This window comes from Paracraurococcus lichenis (assembly GCF_030657435.1).
GTDB classification, from domain to species: domain Bacteria; phylum Pseudomonadota; class Alphaproteobacteria; order Acetobacterales; family Acetobacteraceae; genus Paracraurococcus; species Paracraurococcus lichenis.
Genome location: NZ_JAUTWS010000009.1, coordinates 42,494 through 61,090 on the forward strand (window position 1 = coordinate 42,494; position 18,597 = coordinate 61,090).

The 18,597-nt window shown below is 73.9% G+C and carries 25 protein-coding genes; 13 read left to right on the forward strand and 12 right to left on the reverse strand.

Translation table 11 applies throughout. The features are described 5' to 3' along the window. Window positions 1-2 precede the first annotated feature (2 nt). From Q7A36_RS11270 to Q7A36_RS11285, 4 genes are read left to right on the forward strand one after another with little or no spacing between them, the layout of a single operon-like run. The gene (locus tag Q7A36_RS11270; protein ID WP_305103788.1) at window positions 3-470 is read left to right on the forward strand and encodes a NifX-associated nitrogen fixation protein; all 468 of its coding nucleotides are present in this window, start codon (window positions 3-5) and stop codon (window positions 468-470) included. 14 nt (window positions 471-484) lie between these two features. Next, the gene (locus Q7A36_RS11275) at window positions 485-685 is read left to right on the forward strand and encodes a CCE_0567 family metalloprotein (RefSeq protein ID WP_305103789.1); all 201 of its coding nucleotides are present in this window, start codon (window positions 485-487) and stop codon (window positions 683-685) included. A 3-nt stretch (window positions 686-688) separates the two neighbouring features. Further along, window positions 689-976, forward strand: coding sequence for a ferredoxin III, nif-specific (fdxB, locus tag Q7A36_RS11280; protein WP_305103790.1), 288 nt, complete (start codon window positions 689-691; stop codon window positions 974-976). Between the two features lie 14 nt (window positions 977-990). Then, window positions 991-1,614 (forward strand): nitrogen fixation protein NifQ, encoded by a 624-nt coding sequence (locus tag Q7A36_RS11285; protein WP_305103791.1) that lies wholly within the window; start codon window positions 991-993, stop codon window positions 1,612-1,614. 42 nt (window positions 1,615-1,656) lie between these two features. Here Q7A36_RS11285 and Q7A36_RS11290 read toward each other — a convergent pair whose 3' ends face one another. After that, window positions 1,657-1,977 carry a hypothetical protein gene (locus tag Q7A36_RS11290; protein WP_305103792.1) on the reverse strand — a complete coding sequence of 107 codons (321 nt, stop codon included), beginning with the start codon at window positions 1,975-1,977 and terminating at the stop codon, window positions 1,657-1,659. An 85-nt stretch (window positions 1,978-2,062) separates the two neighbouring features. After that, window positions 2,063-2,509 carry a hypothetical protein gene (locus Q7A36_RS11295; RefSeq protein WP_305103793.1) on the reverse strand — a complete coding sequence of 149 codons (447 nt, stop codon included), beginning with the start codon at window positions 2,507-2,509 and terminating at the stop codon, window positions 2,063-2,065. Between the two features lie 127 nt (window positions 2,510-2,636). Between Q7A36_RS11295 and Q7A36_RS11300 the strand changes: the two genes are divergently transcribed. Continuing rightward, window positions 2,637-3,050 (forward strand): Rieske (2Fe-2S) protein, encoded by a 414-nt coding sequence (locus tag Q7A36_RS11300; RefSeq protein WP_305103794.1) that lies wholly within the window; start codon window positions 2,637-2,639, stop codon window positions 3,048-3,050. Between the two features lie 45 nt (window positions 3,051-3,095). On the opposite strand, the gene Q7A36_RS11305 is transcribed toward Q7A36_RS11300, so the two are convergent. From Q7A36_RS11305 to Q7A36_RS11315, 3 genes are all read right to left on the reverse strand, one after another. Continuing rightward, window positions 3,096-3,686, reverse strand: coding sequence for a hypothetical protein (locus tag Q7A36_RS11305; RefSeq protein WP_305103795.1), 591 nt, complete (start codon window positions 3,684-3,686; stop codon window positions 3,096-3,098). 71 nt (window positions 3,687-3,757) lie between these two features. Further along, window positions 3,758-4,921, reverse strand: a complete 1,164-nt coding sequence (gene nifS, locus Q7A36_RS11310) for a cysteine desulfurase NifS (RefSeq protein ID WP_305103796.1) — start codon at window positions 4,919-4,921, stop codon at window positions 3,758-3,760. 139 nt (window positions 4,922-5,060) lie between these two features. After that, window positions 5,061-5,381 (reverse strand): HesB/IscA family protein, encoded by a 321-nt coding sequence (locus Q7A36_RS11315; protein WP_305103797.1) that lies wholly within the window; start codon window positions 5,379-5,381, stop codon window positions 5,061-5,063. A 427-nt stretch (window positions 5,382-5,808) separates the two neighbouring features. Between Q7A36_RS11315 and Q7A36_RS11320 the strand changes: the two genes are divergently transcribed. Then, complete coding sequence (locus Q7A36_RS11320) at window positions 5,809-6,147, forward strand: hypothetical protein (protein ID WP_305103798.1); 339 nt, start codon at window positions 5,809-5,811, stop codon at window positions 6,145-6,147. Between the two features lie 17 nt (window positions 6,148-6,164). Beyond that, window positions 6,165-6,653: a hypothetical protein gene (locus Q7A36_RS11325; protein WP_305103799.1), complete on the forward strand. Its 489-nt coding sequence runs from the start codon at window positions 6,165-6,167 to the stop codon at window positions 6,651-6,653. A 25-nt stretch (window positions 6,654-6,678) separates the two neighbouring features. Here the strand turns inward: Q7A36_RS11325 and Q7A36_RS11330 are convergent, their stop codons facing one another. Genes Q7A36_RS11330 through trpB form a run of 5 tightly spaced genes read right to left on the reverse strand, consistent with a single transcriptional unit; the run spans window position 6,679 to window position 11,226 of the window. Beyond that, the gene (locus tag Q7A36_RS11330) at window positions 6,679-7,956 is read right to left on the reverse strand and encodes a bifunctional folylpolyglutamate synthase/dihydrofolate synthase (protein WP_305103800.1); all 1,278 of its coding nucleotides are present in this window, start codon (window positions 7,954-7,956) and stop codon (window positions 6,679-6,681) included. Next, on the reverse strand, window positions 7,953-8,885 hold the full coding sequence (accD, locus tag Q7A36_RS11335; protein ID WP_305103801.1) for an acetyl-CoA carboxylase, carboxyltransferase subunit beta: 933 nt from the start codon (window positions 8,883-8,885) through the stop codon (window positions 7,953-7,955). The genes Q7A36_RS11330 and accD overlap by 4 nt, the downstream gene beginning before the upstream one ends. Next, on the reverse strand, window positions 8,882-9,121 hold the full coding sequence (locus Q7A36_RS11340) for a type II toxin-antitoxin system ParD family antitoxin (protein ID WP_305103802.1): 240 nt from the start codon (window positions 9,119-9,121) through the stop codon (window positions 8,882-8,884). Before Q7A36_RS11340 ends, accD begins: the two co-directional genes overlap by 4 nt. 57 nt (window positions 9,122-9,178) lie before the next feature. Then, window positions 9,179-9,997 (reverse strand): tryptophan synthase subunit alpha, encoded by an 819-nt coding sequence (trpA, locus tag Q7A36_RS11345; RefSeq protein ID WP_305103803.1) that lies wholly within the window; start codon window positions 9,995-9,997, stop codon window positions 9,179-9,181. After that, window positions 9,994-11,226 carry a tryptophan synthase subunit beta gene (trpB, locus tag Q7A36_RS11350; RefSeq protein WP_370655662.1) on the reverse strand — a complete coding sequence of 411 codons (1,233 nt, stop codon included), beginning with the start codon at window positions 11,224-11,226 and terminating at the stop codon, window positions 9,994-9,996. Before trpB ends, trpA begins: the two co-directional genes overlap by 4 nt. 99 nt (window positions 11,227-11,325) lie before the next feature. Between trpB and ubiM the strand changes: the two genes are divergently transcribed. Continuing rightward, entirely contained in the window at window positions 11,326-12,519 is a 1,194-nt protein-coding gene (ubiM, locus tag Q7A36_RS11355; RefSeq protein WP_305103805.1) for a 5-demethoxyubiquinol-8 5-hydroxylase UbiM, read from the forward strand. A gap of 13 nt (window positions 12,520-12,532) precedes the next feature. On the opposite strand, the gene Q7A36_RS11360 is transcribed toward ubiM, so the two are convergent. After that, window positions 12,533-12,952 carry a zinc-ribbon domain-containing protein gene (locus Q7A36_RS11360; RefSeq protein WP_305103806.1) on the reverse strand — a complete coding sequence of 140 codons (420 nt, stop codon included), beginning with the start codon at window positions 12,950-12,952 and terminating at the stop codon, window positions 12,533-12,535. Between the two features lie 89 nt (window positions 12,953-13,041). On the opposite strand from Q7A36_RS11360, the gene ftsE reads away from it, so the two are divergent. From ftsE to Q7A36_RS11380, 4 genes are all read left to right on the forward strand, one after another. Further along, the gene (ftsE, locus tag Q7A36_RS11365) at window positions 13,042-13,704 is read left to right on the forward strand and encodes a cell division ATP-binding protein FtsE (protein WP_305103807.1); all 663 of its coding nucleotides are present in this window, start codon (window positions 13,042-13,044) and stop codon (window positions 13,702-13,704) included. 75 nt (window positions 13,705-13,779) lie between these two features. Beyond that, window positions 13,780-14,652, forward strand: coding sequence for a cell division protein FtsX (locus Q7A36_RS11370; protein WP_305103808.1), 873 nt, complete (start codon window positions 13,780-13,782; stop codon window positions 14,650-14,652). Beyond that, window positions 14,649-15,296: a YdcF family protein gene (locus Q7A36_RS11375; RefSeq protein WP_305103809.1), complete on the forward strand. Its 648-nt coding sequence runs from the start codon at window positions 14,649-14,651 to the stop codon at window positions 15,294-15,296. Before Q7A36_RS11370 ends, Q7A36_RS11375 begins: the two co-directional genes overlap by 4 nt. Further along, window positions 15,293-16,036 carry a lysophospholipid acyltransferase family protein gene (locus tag Q7A36_RS11380; RefSeq protein ID WP_305103810.1) on the forward strand — a complete coding sequence of 248 codons (744 nt, stop codon included), beginning with the start codon at window positions 15,293-15,295 and terminating at the stop codon, window positions 16,034-16,036. Before Q7A36_RS11375 ends, Q7A36_RS11380 begins: the two co-directional genes overlap by 4 nt. A gap of 336 nt (window positions 16,037-16,372) precedes the next feature. Here the strand turns inward: Q7A36_RS11380 and Q7A36_RS11385 are convergent, their stop codons facing one another. Next, entirely contained in the window at window positions 16,373-16,951 is a 579-nt protein-coding gene (locus Q7A36_RS11385; RefSeq protein WP_305103811.1) for a gamma-glutamylcyclotransferase, read from the reverse strand. A gap of 59 nt (window positions 16,952-17,010) precedes the next feature. Between Q7A36_RS11385 and Q7A36_RS11390 the strand changes: the two genes are divergently transcribed. After that, window positions 17,011-18,132, forward strand: coding sequence for a DUF2125 domain-containing protein (locus Q7A36_RS11390; protein WP_305103812.1), 1,122 nt, complete (start codon window positions 17,011-17,013; stop codon window positions 18,130-18,132). The last annotated feature ends 465 nt before the right edge of the window (window positions 18,133-18,597 follow it).

Here is an 18,597-nt window from a genome sequence, read left to right on the forward strand (position 1 = left end):
CCATGTCCGTCACCACGGAAGCCCCGCCCGCCGATGCCGCCAGCGCTCCCTTCGTCCGGGAGCTCATCAAGGTCTGGCGCGCCCAGGACAGCCACGGTGCCTGGGAGCGCAAGGCGGACCTGGAGCTGCTGGAGCCCTACATCCTCGACAAGGCCGCGCGCCGCGCCCTGCCGATCATCGGCGACCCGGACCCGGACACCCTCTGGCGGCTGGAGCTGTTCTTCAACGCCGTCTGCCTGCTGGTCGAGAAGGAGACGGGCGTGATGATCACGCCCATGCTGAAGATGAGCCACGAGGGATTCGGCCGCATGGTGCTGATCGGCGGCAGGCTGATCGTCGTCAACAAGCAGCTCCGCGACGTGCACCGCTTCGGCTTCGACAACCTCGGCAAGCTGGCCGAGGAGGGCGACAAGTACGTCAGGTCGGGCGTGGAGATGATCCGGAAATTCCCCGAGGTCGCCAATTACTGAGCGGATGCAGGACCATGAGCGAAGTTGATGCCCTGAAGGCCGAGATCAAGAAGCTCTCGGCCAAGGCGATGCAGGCGAAGATGGACCTGCACGACCTGTCGGAGGAGCTGCCGGTGAACTGGCAGAGCATCCTCGACGTGGCGCAGCGGGCGCATGACGCCTTCGCGCTGCTCGAGGCGAGGCGGACGGCGCTCAAGACGCTCGAGGCGGCCTGAGCCATGTCCCAGACGACGCGCGACGGCCGCGGCTGGCGGCCGGACTACCTGGTGGCGATCGACGCCGGCAAGTGCATCGGCTGCGGCCGCTGCTACAAGGTCTGCGGCCGCGAGGTGATGACGCTGAAGGGCCTGAACGACGAGGGCGAGCTCGTCGGCCTCGACGACGATGACGAGGAGTTCGACAAGAAGATCATGGTGATGAACGACGCCGGCGCCTGCATCGGCTGCGGCGCCTGTGCCCGGGTCTGCCCGACCAACTGCCAGACGCACGAGGCGCTGGCCGCCTGAGGGAAGGAGGTTCCATGGGCACGGAGGGCTTCTACGGGCGGCTCATGGAGTCGGCCGGCGAGGGCGGCGAGCGGTTCGACACCCATGTCGCCGCCTCGATCCTGGCGCTCGGGATGGAGGAGGCGCGGCGCGAGGGCACGACGCTCAGCGCCCGCCTCGGGCTCGACGCCGCGGCACTGCGGCGGATGGCCGCCACCCTCTTCCCCGGCGCCCAGGACATGCTGGCGGGTTTCGTGCTGGAGGAGGCGCTGGCGGTCGATGCCGAGGAGCAGTCGGTGCGCGACGTGCTCTGGATGTCGGCCGCGGCCGCCACGGGCTTCGAGCGCGACCTGGCCTGCATGGTCGCGCGGCGCTGCCTCCGGCCGAACCATCTCTGGCAGGATCTCGGGTTGCGGAACCGCGGCGAGCTCTCGCGTCTGATGCGGGAGCATTTCCCGGTCCTGGCCCAACGCAACCGCAACGACATGAAGTGGAAGAAGTTCCTCTACCGCACCATCTGCGCCTCGGAGGGTTTCAGCCTCTGCGCCGCGCCGGTCTGCACGGAATGCGACGACTTCGCGGCCTGCTTCGGCGCCGAGGATGGCGACCCGCTGGTCGCCCGCATGCGCCGCGACAACGCCGCGCCGGCGCCACCCTGACCCGGCGCGCCGCGCCCGGGCGGACCGGGCGCGGCGGCTTCCCTACTCGATGCCCTGCTCCCGCGCCCGCCACATGGCGGCGATGCGGTGCCGTTCGTGGATGGCCGCGGGGCTTGCCAGCACCTCGGCCTCCGCCTGTTCCAGCGCCTGCAGCACGGTCGCCGCCTGCCCGGCATTCAGCGGCACGCGGCCGGCCATGTGCGTGGCATCCGGCACGGCATCGAGGATGGCGCGCCGGTTGGGGTGCTTCGCGACCTCGATCAGCTCGAAGGCCTCGAGCCTGCCGCCGAGCAGGATCGCCAGCCCGACAACCTCGAGCCTGCGGCCATCCTGCGTGGTCTTCACCCATGTCGCCCTGGCCATCGTCGTTCCCTTTCGCCCGCGCTGCCGAAGCCCATGCCGCGTGGCCGCCTGTCTGGATCCGGACATCTGTCGCTGACGCGACACCTCAGGGATTGCCGTGCAGGGGGAAGCCGGCACGCGGCCTGGTGTTGAAGTAGTCGGGCCGCTCCGGCCAGGCGCGCTCTTCCAGCACCTGGAAGGCGGTGACGCGCACCGGCGCGCCGGGGGAGCAGGAAACCTCGGCGAACTTGATCTCGCGGTTGCCGGGGCCGGCGGAGAAATCGGCGACCACCGTGCCGTCGGCCTTGCGCGCCCGCGCAAAGCCGGGCGTCCCGACCGTGGCGGCGGGCACCGCGGCCTCGACGAAGGCCGGTGCGCCATCCGCCGCGAAGGCAGGCGTGGCGAAGGTGAAGGTCGCCAGCACGCCGCTGCGGTCCACCGGCAGGTCGGCCGAGGCCGGACGCGCCACCGAATAGACCGTCAGCGTGCCGCCGGCGAGCAGCGCCTGGATCTCGTCCAGGCTGCAGGCGGCGAACTCCGTTGCGACATTCATGTCCGTGACTCTCCATGGGTTGCACCGCAGCGAAGACATCAAGTTCCGTGCCACGCCCGGGCATGGCGTAGCGCGAATCTTGCAAGGCGCCGGGGCATTGATGGGATGCGGCGCGGAAGGGGCGGGCATGGCGTCGGACAGGACCTATGTGATCTGCAGCATGAACGACATCCCGAGCCAGCGGGCGCGGGGCTTCACGCTGATGCGGCTGGACGAGGAGGGGCGGGAACGCCCCTGGCCGATCGTCGTGGTGCGCTGGGGCCGGAAGGTCTTCGGCTACGTCAACCGGTGCCCGCATCACGGCGGCAGGCTGGACTGGGAGCGGGACCAGTTCCTCGACCCGAATGGCGAACGGCTGATGTGCGGCAAGCACGGCGCGCTGTTCGAACTCGGCACCGGCGAATGCGCCGACGGCCCCTGTCGCGGCGAGGCGCTGGAGCCGGTGCCGCTCGTCCTGATCGACGGCGAGATCTGCATCGCCGGCATCAGGCTGGCCGAGGACGAGGAGGAGGACGAGGAGGGGCCGCCGGACGATCCCTGATCCGGCGCGCGGCCGGCGCGCGGCGGCGCCGGCCTCCCGTACCGGTCAGACCGGGCGGTTCTCGTTGCGGTTCTTGACCGGCTCCATGATCTCCAGCCCATGCGCGTAGGTGATCGGCGTGAAGCTCTCCCTGAAGCTCATCGCCACGTCGAGCAGGACATCGGTCTTGCCCGCGGTGTCGAGCTTCTTGATGTCGTTCTTGTCGACGCCGACCAGGTCCATCATCTCCTTCCAGACGGTGGACTCGTCGCAGGGCAGCACCATCACCGTGACGTCGCCGAAGGCGATGCTGTACTTCGCCAGCAGGTCGATGTTGTTGCAGAAGAAGAAGTACTTGCCCTTCGGGCTCAGCAGGCCCTGCAGCACCTCCATGGCGGTGCCGAGATAGGCGAAGGAATGGATATAGCCGGCGAGGACGGGGATGGTCGGCTCGCCCGCCTGCATCACGGTCAGCACCTGCTCGACGGAGAAGTCGGGCGGACGCTTCTCGTCGGCCACCTGGGCCTGGAACTTCAGCGCGATGTCGCCGCGGAAGCCGAAGCGGCCCGGCTTCGTGGTCGGCCCCTTCAGGATCGCGTTGAAGAGGCGCCCTTCCTGCTCCAGCCGGGCCAGGGCGGTGTTCTCGATCGCGGTCATGGTACCCTCTCGACAAGGAAGGCGCGGCGGCATGCCCTGGCGCCGGGACCTTCGGGTGGCATGGTGCGTCGCTAGCCGGCCAGGGCCTGCAGGGCCTGCGCGCGCAGCGTCGGCAGGATCTCCGCCATGGCGGCGAGCGTGCGGTCGATGTCCTCCGGCGTGGTCTCGCGCGACAGGGAGAGCCGCAGCGCGCCGTGCAGCGCGACCTCCGGCAGGTCCATGGCCCGCAGCACATGCGAGGGCTCGGTCGAGCCGGAGGCGCAGGCCGCGCCGGAGGAGGCGGCGATGCCCGCGCGCCCGAGCCTGAGCAGCAGCGCCTCGCTGTCGATGTGGTCGAAGGCGAGGTTGCTGGTGTTCGGCAGGCGCCGCGCGGTGTCGCCGTTCACCCGGGAACCGCCGAGCCGCAGGATCCCCTGCTCCAGCCGGTCGCGCAGGGCGGCGACGCGTGTCCGCTCCGCCGGCAGGTGCTGTGCCGCAAGCTCGGCCGCCTTGCCCAGGCCGATGATCGCCGGCACGTTCTCCGTGCCGCCGCGCCGGCCGCGTTCCTGCCGGCCGCCGCGCAGCAGCGGGCGGAAGGGCACGCCCTTCCTGACATAGAGCGCGCCGATGCCCTTCGGCCCGTGCAGCTTGTGGCCGGAGAGGGAGAGCATGTCGATCTCCGTCCCCTTCAGCGCCATCGGCAGCCGGCCGGCCGCCTGCACCGCATCGGTGTGGAAGAGCGCGCCGGCCGCATGCGCCAGCGCCGCCAGTTCCTCCACCGGGAAGATCGTGCCTGTCTCGTTGTTCGCCCACATGGCGGAGGCGACGGCGGTACGCGGGCCGAGCGCCGCGCGAAAGGCCCCCATGTCGAGCCGGCCGCCGGCATCCACGCCGATCCGGTGGACGCGGATGCCGCGGCTCTGCTGCAGGTGTTCGACGCATTGCAGGATCGCGGGGTGCTCGACCGTGGTCGTCACGATCTCGTCGCGGCCGGCCTGCGTCTCCAGCGCCGAGAGCAGCGCGGCATTGTCGGATTCGGTGCCGCCGGAGGTGAAGACGACCTCGTGGTCATGCGCCGCGCCGAGCAGCGCCTGCACCTGCCGCCGCGCCTGCCGCACCGCCCCGCCGACATCGGCGCCGAGCGCATGCGTGGAGGAGGGATTGCCGAAGACCTCGCGGAAATAGGGCAGCATTGCCTCGATCACCGCGACGTCGGTGCGGGTCGTCGCATTGTTGTCGAGATAAACGAGGCCCATGACCGCTGCCCTCCGCCGCCGCGCCGCCCGTGACGGCCAAGCAAACCCCTCGGGGTTTGCGCTGCAACAAAACCCTGAGCCGGCTTTCGCTTCGACGGATCGGGCCGGACGACGTGTGGCCCAACCCGCGAAAACCTGCTCAGGAGAAGGACTTGCCGCAGCCGCAGCTTGCCGTCGCGTTCGGGTTCTCGAAGGTGAAGCCGGACCCTTCGAGGGCGACGACGAAGTCGATGGTCAGGCCCTTGAGCAGCGGGCCGCTGCCCGCCTCGACGAAGACCTTCACGCCGTCATTCTCGACGACGATGTCGTCGGGCTCGGGCTGCCGCACCAGGCCCATCATGTACTGGTAGCCGGCGCAGCCGCCGGTCTTGACCTTGATGCGGAGGCCGCTGACGGGTTCGGCGGCGCCTGCGACCGCCGTGCGGACCGCGTCGGCCGCGCTGCTCGTGAGATGGATCACCGCACACCCCTGGGCGTTGGGAAAGAGATCGGCGGTGCCTGCAGCAATGCCCATGCCATGGCGCAAAGGTCTGATCCGGCAGCATCTTTCCGGCGCGGACGACAATGCGCGACGGATCGCGTCGCGTTTCCGACAGGCGCTGTCCCGCGCGTCGCGCCGACGCGGCGCGCGGCGGTCACCGATCGGCGCGACGGCGTTGGAAAGCCCTGTGCCGCAAGGCATCGCGCCGGAGGCGGCCGAAGGGCCGCCAGCCGGGCACGGCGCTTGCTACCCCGCCTTGTGCGGTCGGGTACGGCGCGCGGCTTCCGGGCGCCGTACACCTTCCCGCAAGGTTGCTGTCCTAGAAAGGCGGGACGGCCTGGATCGTGCGTGTGCCGTGCCGCGCGGTCGCCGGAAGGCGGCGGCCGGGGCCGGCATGGAGGGTGTCATGCAGGGCGAGGTCACGAGCATCGCGGATGAGCGGCTGATCCGGGGCGTGCCCGACCATCCGGTGCCGCTGGCGAAGGACGACCGCGACTATATCGAGGCCTGCCTCCATGCGGTGGAACACAGCTTCGGCGTCGTCGCCTTCGGCGGGACGTCGCTGGACGCGGTGCCGGCCCGGACCCTGATGCGGCGGATGATGCAGTGGTGGCGCGGCCTCGACCCGGTCTCGCCGGCGCAGCAGGTGGCGCATCACGACCTGCCGGGCGCGATCATGCTGCTCGAATATGCCTGCGTCGGGGCCTGGAACGCGGCGGAGGACCGGGCGGACGCGGTCCTGTGACGGCATCCCCGCCCCGGATGGCCGACCTGCTGGCGGAAGGCGACCTGATCAATTTCGGCCCGCTGCCGGAGGCGGTGAACGGCCTCCTGCAGCGCGGCGTCGCGGCCTATTACGACGATCGCCCGGCGGCGGATGCGCTGTTCCGCGAGGCGCTGCGCCTCGCGCCCGGGGCGCTGCCGACCTATCTCTGCCTCTACAAGATCCACACCTACCAGCGGAACCTCGATGCCGCGCTGGCGGCGGCCCATGCCGGCCTGGCCGAGGCCGCGCGCCAGTCCGGGCTGCCGCCAGACTGGCGGGACTGGACGCCGGCGCAGGTGACGGTCCCGGCCGAGGGCGCGCTGCGCTTCGCGCTCTATACGCTGAAGGCCACGGCCTTCATCCACCTGCGGCGGGAGGAACCGGCCGAGGCGCGCGCACTGCTCGACCGCCTGGCCCTGCTGGACCCGACGGACCAGGTGGGCGGCTCGGTGATCGAGGCACTCGCCAGGGGGCTGGGCAGGTAGCGCCGGGTCCGGCGCGATTCGCTGCTCAGGCGCCGTCGGCCTTCAGCACCTCCCCGGCCAGGTAGAGGCTGCCGCAGACCAGCACCCGCGCCGGCGGGCCTTCGCGCGGGATCGCCGCCAACGCCCCGGCCACCGTCGGGCCGGGCCGGGCCAGGCCGCCGCTCGCCTCGACGATGCGCTCGACCGGCGTCGCCAGGTGCTGGCCCGGCTCCGCCACCGCCCAGAGCGTCGCGGCATGCGGGACCAGCGGGCGGAGGAACTCCGTGACCGCCTTGCCGCCCTTCATGCCGACGACGATGTGCAGCGGCCGGTCGCGCCAGCGCGCCAGTTGCTCCGCCAGCGCCGCGCCGCCGCCGGCATTGTGGCCGCCATCCAGCCAGAGTTCCCAACCCGCCGGCAGCATCGCCGCCAGCCTCCCGCGCAGCCGCTGCAGCCGCGCCGGCCATTCCGCCGCGGCGAGGCCGGCGGCGATCGCGGCCTCGGTCAGCCAGGGCGGGTTCCAGGCGCGCAGCGCGGCAATGGCGATGCCGGCATTGTCCGCCTGGTGCGCCCCGAGCAGGCCGGGCGGCGGCAGGTCGAGCGTGCCGCGCGCATCGGCATAGAGCATCCCGCCCGGCCGCTCCGCCACCTGCCAGTCCCGCCCGCGCGCCCGCAGCGGCGCGCCGACCGCCGCCGCGCAATCGGCGATGACGCCGAGCGCGCGCGGGTCCTGCGCCCCGGTCGCGCAGGCGATGCCCGGCTTCAGGATGCCGGCCTTCTCGAAGGCGATCTTCTCCAGGCTGTCGCCGAGGAACTCCATGTGGTCCATGGAGATCGAGGTGATCGCCGTCGCCACGGGCCGCTCGACGACGTTGGTCGCATCGAACCGCCCGCCGAGGCCGACCTCCAGGATCAGCACGTCCGCCGGCACGCGGCTGAAGAGCAGCAGGGCGACGGCGGTGATCACCTCGAAGACCGTGATCGGCGCGCCGGCATTCACCGCCTCCACCTCCTCGAGCGCCGCGGCCAGCGCCTCCTCGGAGACCAGAGTGCCGGCGAGGCGGATGCGCTCGTGGAAGCGGACGAGGTGCGGGGAGGTGTAGACATGCGCCCGCTGCCCCGCGGCCTCGGCAATCGCGCGGAGGAAGGCGCAGGTGCTGCCCTTGCCGTTGGTCCCGGCGACATGGATCACCGGCGGCAGCCTGCGCTCGGGGTGGCCGAGCAGCGCCAGCAGCCGCTGCAGGCGCCCGAGGCTGAGGTCGATCAGCTTCGGGTGCAGCGCGTGCAGCCGGTCGATGATGGCCTCGCTGCGGGTCGTGCTCACGCGGCGGGACCGGCGCCTTCCGGCTCGGCGGGGGCGGGCAGGGCGGGGCGGCTCATCGGCTCGGCGAGGGCGGGCATGCGCTCCGGCAGCCGCAGCAGGCCGATGAGGCGGGCGAGGGTCGCCCGCATCTCGCCGCGCTTCACCACCATGTCGAGGATGCCGTGCTCCAGCAGGTACTCGGCGCGCTGGAAGCCCTCCGGCAGCTTCTCCCGCACGGTCTGCTCGATGACGCGGGCGCCGGCGAAGCCGATCATGGCGCCGGGCTCGGCGATCTGGATGTCGCCCAGCATGGCGAAGCTCGCGGTGACGCCGCCGGTGGTCGGGTCCGAGAGGACCACGATGAAGGGCAGGCCGGCTTCCTTGACCATGCGCGTGGCGATGACGGTGCGCGGCATCTGCATCAGGCTGATGGCGCCTTCCTGCATGCGCGCGCCGCCCGAGGCGGTGAAGACGATCAGCGGCGCGTCCTGCAGCACGGCGAGGCGGGCGGCGGTGACCAGCGCCTCCCCCACCCCGGCGCCCATGGAGCCGCCCATGAAGCTGAACTCGAAGGCGGCGGCGACGACGCGGTTGCCCTCGATGGCGCCGTGGGCGACGACCACCGCATCCTCCTGGCCCGCTTTCGCCTGGGCCTCGCGCAGGCGGTCGCCGTAGCGGCGCTGGTCGCGGAAGCGGAGGGGGTCGGCAGGGGCCTTGGGCAGCTCGATCCGCTGCCAGCCCTCATCCAGCGTGTAGTCGAAGCGCTGCCTCGCGCCGATCCGCATGTGGTGGCCGCATTGCGGGCAGATGTGCAGGTTCCGCTCGAGGTCGCGGTGGAAGATCATCTGCTCGCAGGCGGGGCATTTGCGCCAGAGGTTGTCCGGCACCTCGCGCGGCGCGCCGAACAGCGTCTTGATCTTCGGCAGCGCCCACTCGCTGATCCAGTTCATCGGGTCCTCATGGCATCCATGTCCGCCATCACCTCCTCCAGCTCCAGCCAGCCTTCCTCCTCGCCGCGGCGGTAGGCCTCGTCGAGGCTCGCCCGGAAGGCCGCCAGGTCCGCCTGCTGCCGCTCCATATTGGCCAGCGCTGCGGCCACCACCTCGGCGACGGAGCCGTAGCGGCCCTCGGCCAGGCGGGCCCCGGCGAAGCGGAGCTGCTCCGGGGTCAGGTCGATGCTCGGCATGGGGCGGGCCCTTTGACCGGGGTACCGGAACGAAGATGGGCGCCGCCCCGGCCCGGGTCAACGCGCCCGGATCGCCTCCGCCAGCCCGCGCACCTGGTCGAGCACCTGCCGCACGGTCTCCGGCCTGGCGCGGCCTTGCTCGTCCAGGCTGGCGGCCAGCGTGTCGACCAGCGCGGTACCGACCACGGCGCCGTCGGCGAGCTTCGCCGCCTCGGCCGCCTGCTGCGGGGTGCGGATGCCGAAGCCGATGCAGACCGGCAGGTCGGTGTGCCTCCGGATGCGGGGGACCGCCGCCTCGAGGCTGGCGCTGCTCGCGCTCTTCGTCCCGGTGATGCCGGCGATCGAGACGTAGTAGACGAAGCCCGAGGTCGCGCCGAGCACGCGCGGCAGCCGCGCCTCGTCGGTGGTGGGTGCGACCAGCCGGATCAGGTCGAGGCCCTGCGCCCGGGCCGAGGGCTCGACCTCGTCGGCCTCCTCCGGCGGGACGTCGACGATGATCAGCCCATCGACGCCCGAGCAGGAGGCATCGGTGCAGAAGCGCTCGATGCCATAGGCGAGGATGGGGTTGTAGTAGCCCATCAGCACGATCGGGGTCGCGGCCTCCTCGCGGCGGAAGTCGCGCACCATGGCGAGCACGCGCGACAGCGTCGCGCCGGCCTTCAGCGCCCGGATCGCCGCGCGCTGGATGGAGGGGCCGTCGGCCATCGGATCGGTGAAGGGCACGCCGATCTCGATGACATCGGCGCCCGCGCCGGGCAGGCCGCGCAGGATGGCCAGCGAGGTCGCCGGGTCCGGGTCATAGGCCTGCAGGTAGGTGACGAGCGCGCCGCGGCCCTCGGCCTTCAGCGCGGCGAAGCGCTCCGCGATCCGGCTCACATCTCGACTCCCAGATGGCGGGCGACGGTGAAGATGTCCTTGTCGCCGCGGCCGCATAGGTTCATCAGCAGGATCTGCTCGCGCTCCATCAGCGGCGCCTGCCTGATCACATGCGCCAGCGCATGCGCGGGCTCGAGCGCCGGGATGATGCCCTCGAGCTTCGAGCAGAGCTGGAAGGCGGCGAGCGCCTCGTCATCCGTCGCGCCGACATATTGCACGCGGCCGAGCTCGTGCAGCCAGGAATGCTCCGGCCCGACGCCGGGATAGTCGAGCCCGGCGCTGATCGAATGCGCCTCCTGGACCTGGCCGTCGGCATCCTGCAGCAGGTACATGCGGTTGCCGTGCAGCACGCCGGGGCGGCCCTTCTCGAGGCTCGCGGCATGCTCCTCGGTGTGCAGGCCGCGGCCGGCAGCCTCGACGCCGAACATCGCCACCTCGGGGTCGTCGAGGAAGGGGAAGAAGAGCCCCATGGCGTTGGAGCCGCCGCCGATCGCCGCGACCAGCGCATCCGGCAGCCGCCCCTCGGCCTCCTGCATCTGCGCCTTGGCTTCCGTGCCGATCACGCTCTGGAAGTCGCGGACCATCTGCGGATAGGGGTGCGGGCCCGCCACCGTGCCGATGCAGTAGTAGGTGTCCTCGACATTCGCCACCCAATAGCGCAGCGCCTCGTTCATCGCGTCCTTCAGCGTCGCGCTGCCGCTGGTCACCGGCCGCACCTCGGCGCCGAGCAGCTTCATCCGGAACACGTTGGGCTGCTGCCGCTCGACATCCGTCGCGCCCATGAAGACCGTGCAGGGCAGGTCGAAGAGCGCGCAGGCGGTGGCCGTCGCCACGCCGTGCTGGCCGGCGCCGGTCTCGGCGATGATCCGCGTCTTGCCCATGCGCTTGGCCAGCAGGATCTGGCCGAGCACGGCGTTGATCTTGTGCGCGCCGGTGTGGTTCAGCTCGTCGCGCTTGAAATAGACCTTCGCGCCCTTGCCCGGGGCGGCGTCCTTGCGCAGGTGCTCGGTCAGCCGCTCGGCGTACCAGAGCGGGCTGGGCCGGCCGACGTAATGCGTCAGCAGCCGGCGCCATTCCGCGTCGAATTGCGGGTCGCGCTTCGCCGCCTCATAGGCCTTCTCGACCTCGAGGATCAGCGGCATCAGCGTCTCGGCGACGAAGCGGCCGCCGAACTGGCCGAAGCGGCCCCGGCCATCGGGGCCGAGCCGGAAGGAATTGGGCGGCACGATCTTGGTCACGTCCGATGTCCCAGCGCGTTTGCGCCGGCTCATAGCGCGCCGGGGCGGCCAGGGGTAGGCGCCGATCGGCCGGCAGCAGAAGGGAGTCCCATGCAGTTCGACGTCGCCGTGGCGGGGGCCGGTCCGGCCGGGCTCGCCTTCGCCCTCTCGCTCGCGGGCAGCGGCCTCTCGGTCGGCCTCATCGAGCGGCAGCGGCGCGAGGCCCTGGCGGAGCCGGCCCATGACGGGCGGGAGATCGCCCTGACCCATCTCTCCCGCCGGTTGCTGCAGCGTTTCGGCGCCTGGGACCGCATCCCGGCGGCCGAGATCGCCCCGCTGCGGGAGGCGCGGGTGATGGACGGCCCCGCCCCGCGCCGGGCGCTGCGCTTCGACACCACGGGGCGGCGGGCGGAGGCGCTGGGCTGGCTGGTGCCCAACCACCTGATCCGCCGCGCGCTCTTCGAGGCCGCGGCAGAGCGGCCGGAGATCACCCTGCTGGCCGGCCAGGCGGTCAGCGGTGCCGAGACCGGGTCGGCGGGCGCGACGCTCCGCCTGGCCGAGGGCACCGCGGTCGCGGCCCGGCTGGCGGTCGCCGCCGATACCCGCTTCTCCGAGCTCCGCCGCCGCATGGGCATCCCGGCGGCCATGCGCGACTTCGGCCGGGCCATGCTGGTCTGCCGCATGGCGCATGACCTGCCGCACGGGGCGGTCGCCACGGAGTGGTTCGGCCATGGCCAGACCATCGCCATGCTGCCGCTGAACGGCGATCTCTCCTCCGCCGTGCTCACCCTGCCGGAGCGCGAGACGGCCCGGCTGATGGCGCTGGAGGAGGCCGATTTCGCCGCCGAGGTGACGCGCCGCTATGGCGGGCGGCTCGGCGCCATGCGGCTGGCCGGCACCCGCCACGTCTATCCGCTGGTCGCGACCTGGGCGGCGCGCTTCACCGGTCCCCGCTTCGCCCTGGTGGGCGATGCCGCGGTCGGGATGCATCCGGTGACGGCGCATGGCTTCAACCTCGGCCTGCGCGGCGCCGCGGCGCTGGCCTCCGGGATCCGCGCTGCGGCGGCGCGCGGCGGCGACATCGGGGCGCCGGCGCTGCTGGCCCGCTACCAGGCGGAGCACCGCCGCGCCGCCTGGCCGCTCTATGCCGGGACCAATGCCGTGGTCGGGCTCTTCACCGACGACCGCCTGCCGGCGCGGCTCGCCCGCGGCGCGGTGCTCGGCCTCGGCGCGCGGCTGCCGCTGGTGCAGGACCTGATCGTGGAGCAGTTGATGGACCGCGGCGGCAGGCTGGCCCGCGCCTGAGCCTTCGCCGCCCCTACGGCGCCGGCGCCTGGTCCAGCAGGGCGAAGAGCCGCGCCGCCGGCGGCCAGGCAGCGACCACCTCCGCCCGGAACACCCAGAGCGCCGCGACCATGCCGGCGACGGCGAGGATCGAGCCGATCCAGGCCGCCGCCAGGGCGGCGCCCGCGCGGGGCGGCGGCGACTCGGTGCGCGGCAGCGGCGGCTCGATCGGCTGCGGCGGGCGGGGGCGGGTGGCGACCGGCGGCGGCAGGTCCGTGCGCTGTGCCGGGGGCGGGGCGGGCGGCGCCGGGGCGGGTTCCGGCGCGGCGGCGGGCGTGGCCGGGCCGACATGCCATGCGTGCCGGCAGGCCTTGCAGCGCAAGGTCCGCCCGGTCCCGATCAGCCGGTCCGGCACCTCGTAGGTGGCCTCGCAGGCCGGGCAGGAAATCCGCATCGCAGCCGCAATGTGCGGGGCCGGCGCGCCGGCCGCAAGGCACCTCGTGCCCCTTGGCGCTGCCTCCCGGCCCCGGCATTGTCCGCGCCATGGTGCGTTTCTCCGGGGTCGGGCTGCGCTATGCCGGGACGGGGCCGGAGGTGCTGCACGACCTGACCTTCACGCTGGAGCCCGGCTCCTTCCACTGGCTGCTGGGCCCTTCGGGCGCGGGCAAGTCCTCCCTGCTGCGGCTGATGCAGATCGCCGTGCGGCCGAGCCGGGGGGAGGTGGAGGTGCTGGGCGTCGCCCTCTCCCGCGCCCGGCGGGCGGCGTTGCCGGCGCTCCGGCGGCGGATCGGCGTGGTCTACCAGGATTTCCGCCTGCTGCCGCACCTGCCGGTCTTCGACAACCTGGCCCTGCCGCTGCGGGTGGCCGGCCGGGCGGAGGCGCAGATCCGCGCCGACGTGACGGAGATGCTGCGCTGGGTCGGGCTGGTGGCGAAGGCCGATGCCATGCCCGCCGCGCTCTCGGGCGGGGAGCAGCAGCGCGTGGCGATCGCCCGGGCCGTGGTGATGCGTCCCGCCCTGCTGGTCGCCGACGAGCCGACCGGCAACCTCGACGTCCCCCAGGCCCGCCGGGTGCTGTCCCTGCTGCAGGAGATGCATCGCCTCGGCACGACCGTGGTGGTGGCGACGCATGCCGAGTCGCTGCTCGGCGACTATCCCGCCCCCTCCCTGCGCCTGGCCGAAGGACGCCTCGTTGCCCATGGCTGAACTCAGGGCGGGGTCCGGGGCCAAGCCTTGGCCCCGGCGGGGGTCGAGGGGGCAGCGCCCCCTCGTCTCGCGCCCATGAAGGTCCGGCGCAGCCGCGGCCGCGACCCCCTCGGCCTGCGGCGGGTCCTCTCCGACCGCCTGCTGCCCGCGCTGGTCGCGGCCATGGCCCTGCTGGCCGCGCTCACCCTCGCCGGCGCCCGCGGTGCCGCCGACCTGGCCGGCCGCTGGGAGGGCGGGGCCGCGACGGCGCTGACCGTCCAGCTCCCGCACGGCGCCCGGGCCGAGCGGGCGCTGGCGGCGCTCGCCGCCATGCCGGAGATCGCCGAGGCGCGGCTGGCCGACCCGGCGCGGCTCGCGGCGCTGCTGCGCCCCTGGCTGGGAGAGGCGCCGGCCATCCCGCTGCCCACCATCATCGAGCTCCGCCTCGCCCGCCTGCCGCCGGATGCCGGCGCGCTGGCGGCGCGCATCGCCGCCGCGGTCCCCGGCGCCGCGGTGGAGGCGCATGGCGTCTGGGTGGCGCGGCTGCTGGCGCTGGCCCGCAGCCTGGAGGCGGTCGCCTTCGCCGCCCTGCTCCTGGTCGCGGGCATCGCGACCGCGGTGGTCGCGGTCGCGGTCCGGGCCGGCATCGCCGCGCGGCGGGAGGCGATCGCGCTGCTGCATGCGCTCGGCGCCACGGATGGCGACATCGCCGGGCGCTTCGCCGGCCGCGTCGCGCTGCTGGTCGGCCTCGGCGCGCTGGCCGGCACGCTGCTGGCCGCGCCGGTGCTGGTGGGCTTCGCCGACCTCGCCGCGCCGCTCTCCGGCGGGCGGGCGGCGGAGGGCCTGCTGGACCTGCCCTGGGCCGGCCTGCCCTGGGCCGAACTGGCCCTGCTGCCGCCGGCGGCGGCGCTGATCGGCTGGCTGACGGCGCAGGTCACGCTGCGGCGCTGGCTGCGGCGGCTGCCATGAGCGGGCCCGCCGCCGCGGCCCCCGCCCGGCCGCGCCGCCAGGGCCTGCGGCGCTGGCTGCCGCTGCTGCCGGCCCTGGCGCTGCTGGCCTTCGCCGGCGGCTTCGCCTGGTTCCTGATGCTCGCCGCGGCCGGCCCGGCGGAGCCCGAGGCGCCGACCGACGGCATCGCGGTGCTGACCGGCGGGGCGGAGCGGGTGGAGACGGGCCTGCGGCTGCTGCGGGAGGGCCGGGCGCAGCACCTGCTCGTCTCCGGCACCCATCCGCAGGTCGGCCTCGGCGACGTCGCGCGGCTGGCGGCGATGGAGCCGGAGACCCTGGCGGGACGCGTCGCGCTGGGGCATGAGGCGACCAGCACGCGGGGCAATGCGGCGGAGATCGCGGCCTGGGCGCGGGCGGAGGGGCTGGGGTCGCTGCGCATCGTCACGGCGGGCTACCACATGCCGCGGGCGCTGCTCGAACTCCGCCGGGCCCTGCCGGAGGTGCGGCTCTATGCCCATCCGATCCAGCCGGCGCCGCTGCGCCAGGCCGGCGCGGCGGGGCGGCTGCGCACCTGGTCGCTGCTGCTGCGTGAATACGTGAAGTACCTCGCGGCGCTGGCCGGGTTCACCGGCCCGGCGGCGCCGCCCGCGGATGGACCCCGATGACCTGGCTGCGCTCGCTGCTGTTCAACCTCGCCTTCTGGGGCACCACCATCGGCATGGGCCTGCTGCACCTGCCGCTGCTGCTGGCGCCGCGACGCTGGCTGGTGCCCTCCATGCGGCTCTATGCCCGGATCATCGTCTGGCTGCTGCGGGCGATCTGCGGCATCCGGCTGCGGGTGGAGGGGCGGGAGAACCTGCCGACGAGCGGCCCGGCGCTGGTCGCGGCCAAGCACCAGTCGGCCTTCGACACCTTCGTCTGGTTCGCCCTGCTGCCGGATGCGGTCTATGTGCTGAAGCGGGAACTGCTCTTCCTGCCGGTCTGGGGCTGGTACTGCTGGAAGAGCCGGCAGATCGCGGTGGACCGCGCGGCGGGGGCCAGCGCGCTGCGCCACCTCGTGAAGGCCGGCAAGGCGGCGGCGGCGGAAGGCCGGCAGATCGTGATCTTCCCCGAGGGCACGCGGGTCGCCCCGGGGCAGCGCGGCACGATCCAGCCGGGCGTCGCGGCGCTGGCGGCGGCGACCGGCCTGCCGGTGGTGCCGGTGGCGACCGACAGCGGCCTCTGCTGGGGTCGGCGTGCCTTCCGCAAGCGGCCGGGCGTGATCACCATCACGGTGCGGCCGGCCATCCCGGCGGGCACGCCGCGGGCGGCGCTGGTCCGCGTGCTGGAGACGGCCATCGAACCCGTTTCGCCTCATCCCCAGGTGGCGTTGCCTGTGGATAAGCCGGTGGAAAGCGCCGCCTGAGCGCTTCGCCCCTGGCCGCAGCAAGCCGGTGCAAGTGGCTGCAAAGGGCGGGTTTTCGGCGCTGCTCCCAAGCTGCCCCAGGGGTTGTCCACAGCCCCGGTTGGCCTTTAAACTATTGAACTATAAAGAGGATTCCCGTGAGTCGGCGGGCCGGGGCGGCATCCGTTCCGGCCGGGCGCAACCTCCGCGCAAGAGGCCGGAGCGGGCCGCGATTCCTTGTGGACAATCCGTCCCGGTTGCGGCACGGATCCGTGCCCGCCGCCCGCTCCGATCCCCCGGACCGCGCAGCGCTGCGGCCCAAGCCCCGGCCGGGACCGGGACTTCCGCCGGCCGGTGTCAGCCGGACTCGGGCGGCGGCAGCAGGGCGGCGATGCGGTCCAGCGCGGCATCGCGCACCCCCATGGCGCGCAGATGCGCCAGGGTGTTGAGCAGGTAGTCGCGGTTCGGCCCGGCCTGCCCGATGCCGCGGGCGATGGCGCGCGCGGCTTCCTCGGCCGCGGGGCGGCAGTAATGAGCATGCGCCCGCCGCACCACATAGGCGACGGCCCGCACCTCCCGGCCGCTGTCGAGCAGGCGCACCGGCAGCAGGCGGCGGTCGTAGACCTCCTCGCCGCTGAGGTTCTCCCGCGCGTCCAGGTAATCCAGCACCGCCGGCGCATCCTTCGCCGCGACGCGGAAGCAGAGGCCGCGGCAGGCCCCGCCGCGGTCGAGGCCGAGCACCAGGCCGGGCGCCTCCGGCGAGCCGCGGTAGTGGCGGCTCCAGAGGCAGAAGCGCCGGTGGAAGCCGCGCAGCAGCGCGGGGTGGGAGGAGGCGTGGACGAAGCCCGGCTTCCAGATCAGGGAGCCGTAGCCGAAGACGTAGAGATGGCCATCGGGATCGAGCGGGGTGGCGGCGTCGTGAAGCGGGGCGGCCATGCGGGTCCTGGTGCGGCGTCTCGCCGCCGGCGCGGGTGGGGCGTATATCGCCGCGCGAAATGTCCCTCAAGCCACCCCGTCCCGCCGGCCGCCTGTTCCTGCGCGGCGCGCTCGGCCTCGTCGTGCTCGCCGCCCTGGCCGCGGCGGGGCATGCGCTGCTCTGGCGCTGGATGGGCAGCCAGCTCGAGGCCGGCTTCGCCGGCTGGGCGGCGCAGCGCCGGGCGCTGGGCTGGCGGGTGGAGCATGCGCCGCCGCTGCGCGGCGGCTGGCCCTTCGCCGCGACGCTGACTTTGCCGCAATTCCGGCTGGCGGGCGGCGCCGGCACCCTGCCCGGCGGCATGGAATGGCAGGCGGAGGCGCTGGTGCTGCGCCTCGCGCCGCCGCGGCTCGACCGGCTGACGGTGGAGATGCCGGGGCGGCACCGGCTGCGCCTCGGCGCGCTGGACCTGCCCTTCGCCGCCGACCTGCTGACCGCCACCATGCCGCTCGAGCGCGGGGTGCTGCCGAGCGAGGCGCGGCTCGAGGCGGAGCGGCTGCGCCTCGGCACGCCCGGCGGCGCGGTGGAGGCGCGCAGCGCCCAGGCCGGGATCGAGACGCGGATGAGCGCGATCGAGGGCGAGCCGGCGGTCTCGCTCCGGCTCTCGGCCGAGGGGGTGCTGCTGCCGCCCGTCGCGGGGCCGGCGGCCGCGGCGCTCGGCCGGGCGGTGGAGACGGCGGTGCTGGACCTGGCGCTGACCGGGCCGGTGCCGCCCGGCCGCGGCCCAGCGGCCAAGGCGGAGGCCTGGCGCGACGGCGGCGGCACGCTGGAGCTGCGCGGGCTGGAGCTGCGCTGGGGGCCGGTCGCCGGCACGGCGACGGCGACCCTGACGCTGGACGAGGCGCTGCAGCCCATGGGCGCGGGCACCTTGCGGGTGACCGGCGCGGGGGAGGCGCTGGGCGCCGCCGCCTCGGCCGGGCTGCTGACCCGGCAGGCCGCGGCGACGGGGCGGACGGTGCTGCGGCTGCTGAGCCGCGCGCCCGCCGAGGGCGGGCCGCCGCAGCTCGAGGTGCCGCTGGCGCTCGAGGACCGGGTGCTGACGGCGGCGCGGGTGCCGCTGGCGACGCTGCCGGCCTGGAGCTGGCCGGCGCCGCCGGCGCTGCCGGACGCGGCGCAGGATCCGTCCCTGCCGGCCAGGGACTGAGGCCGGGGCGGCCGGTCGCCGGAGGTCTCCAGGGCGCTGCACCCTGGGCTCGGAGTGCCGGTGGTCAGCCTGGTGGCGATCGGGCCGATGCCGGTGATGCCCGCGGCATGGGCCAGGCCGGGCTCGACCGAGCCCACGACCCCGCTGCCCCTGTCGACTTCGGTATGCCCCGGACACCCGCCCCCAGGCGCCCGCTCCGGCCGGCCGGTTGAGCCCGTCGGGCACGGTGCCGGTGGCGTTGTTGATGCCGAAGACGGCGCTCTGGTCGGCCGCCGCGGTGGAGCCGACGAGGCCGGCCGCATGGTTGCTGTGGCCGCGGACGCCGGCGCCGTTCTCGGTGAAGCCGCCGACGCCGGCCTCCAGGCCGTTGCCCTGCACGCCGACGCCGCGCCCCGTGCGGCCGCGTCGCCGTCGCGGCGGTGCGGGGTCGCAGGTCGGGATGGGGCCGTGCGAAGGCCGCCCGCA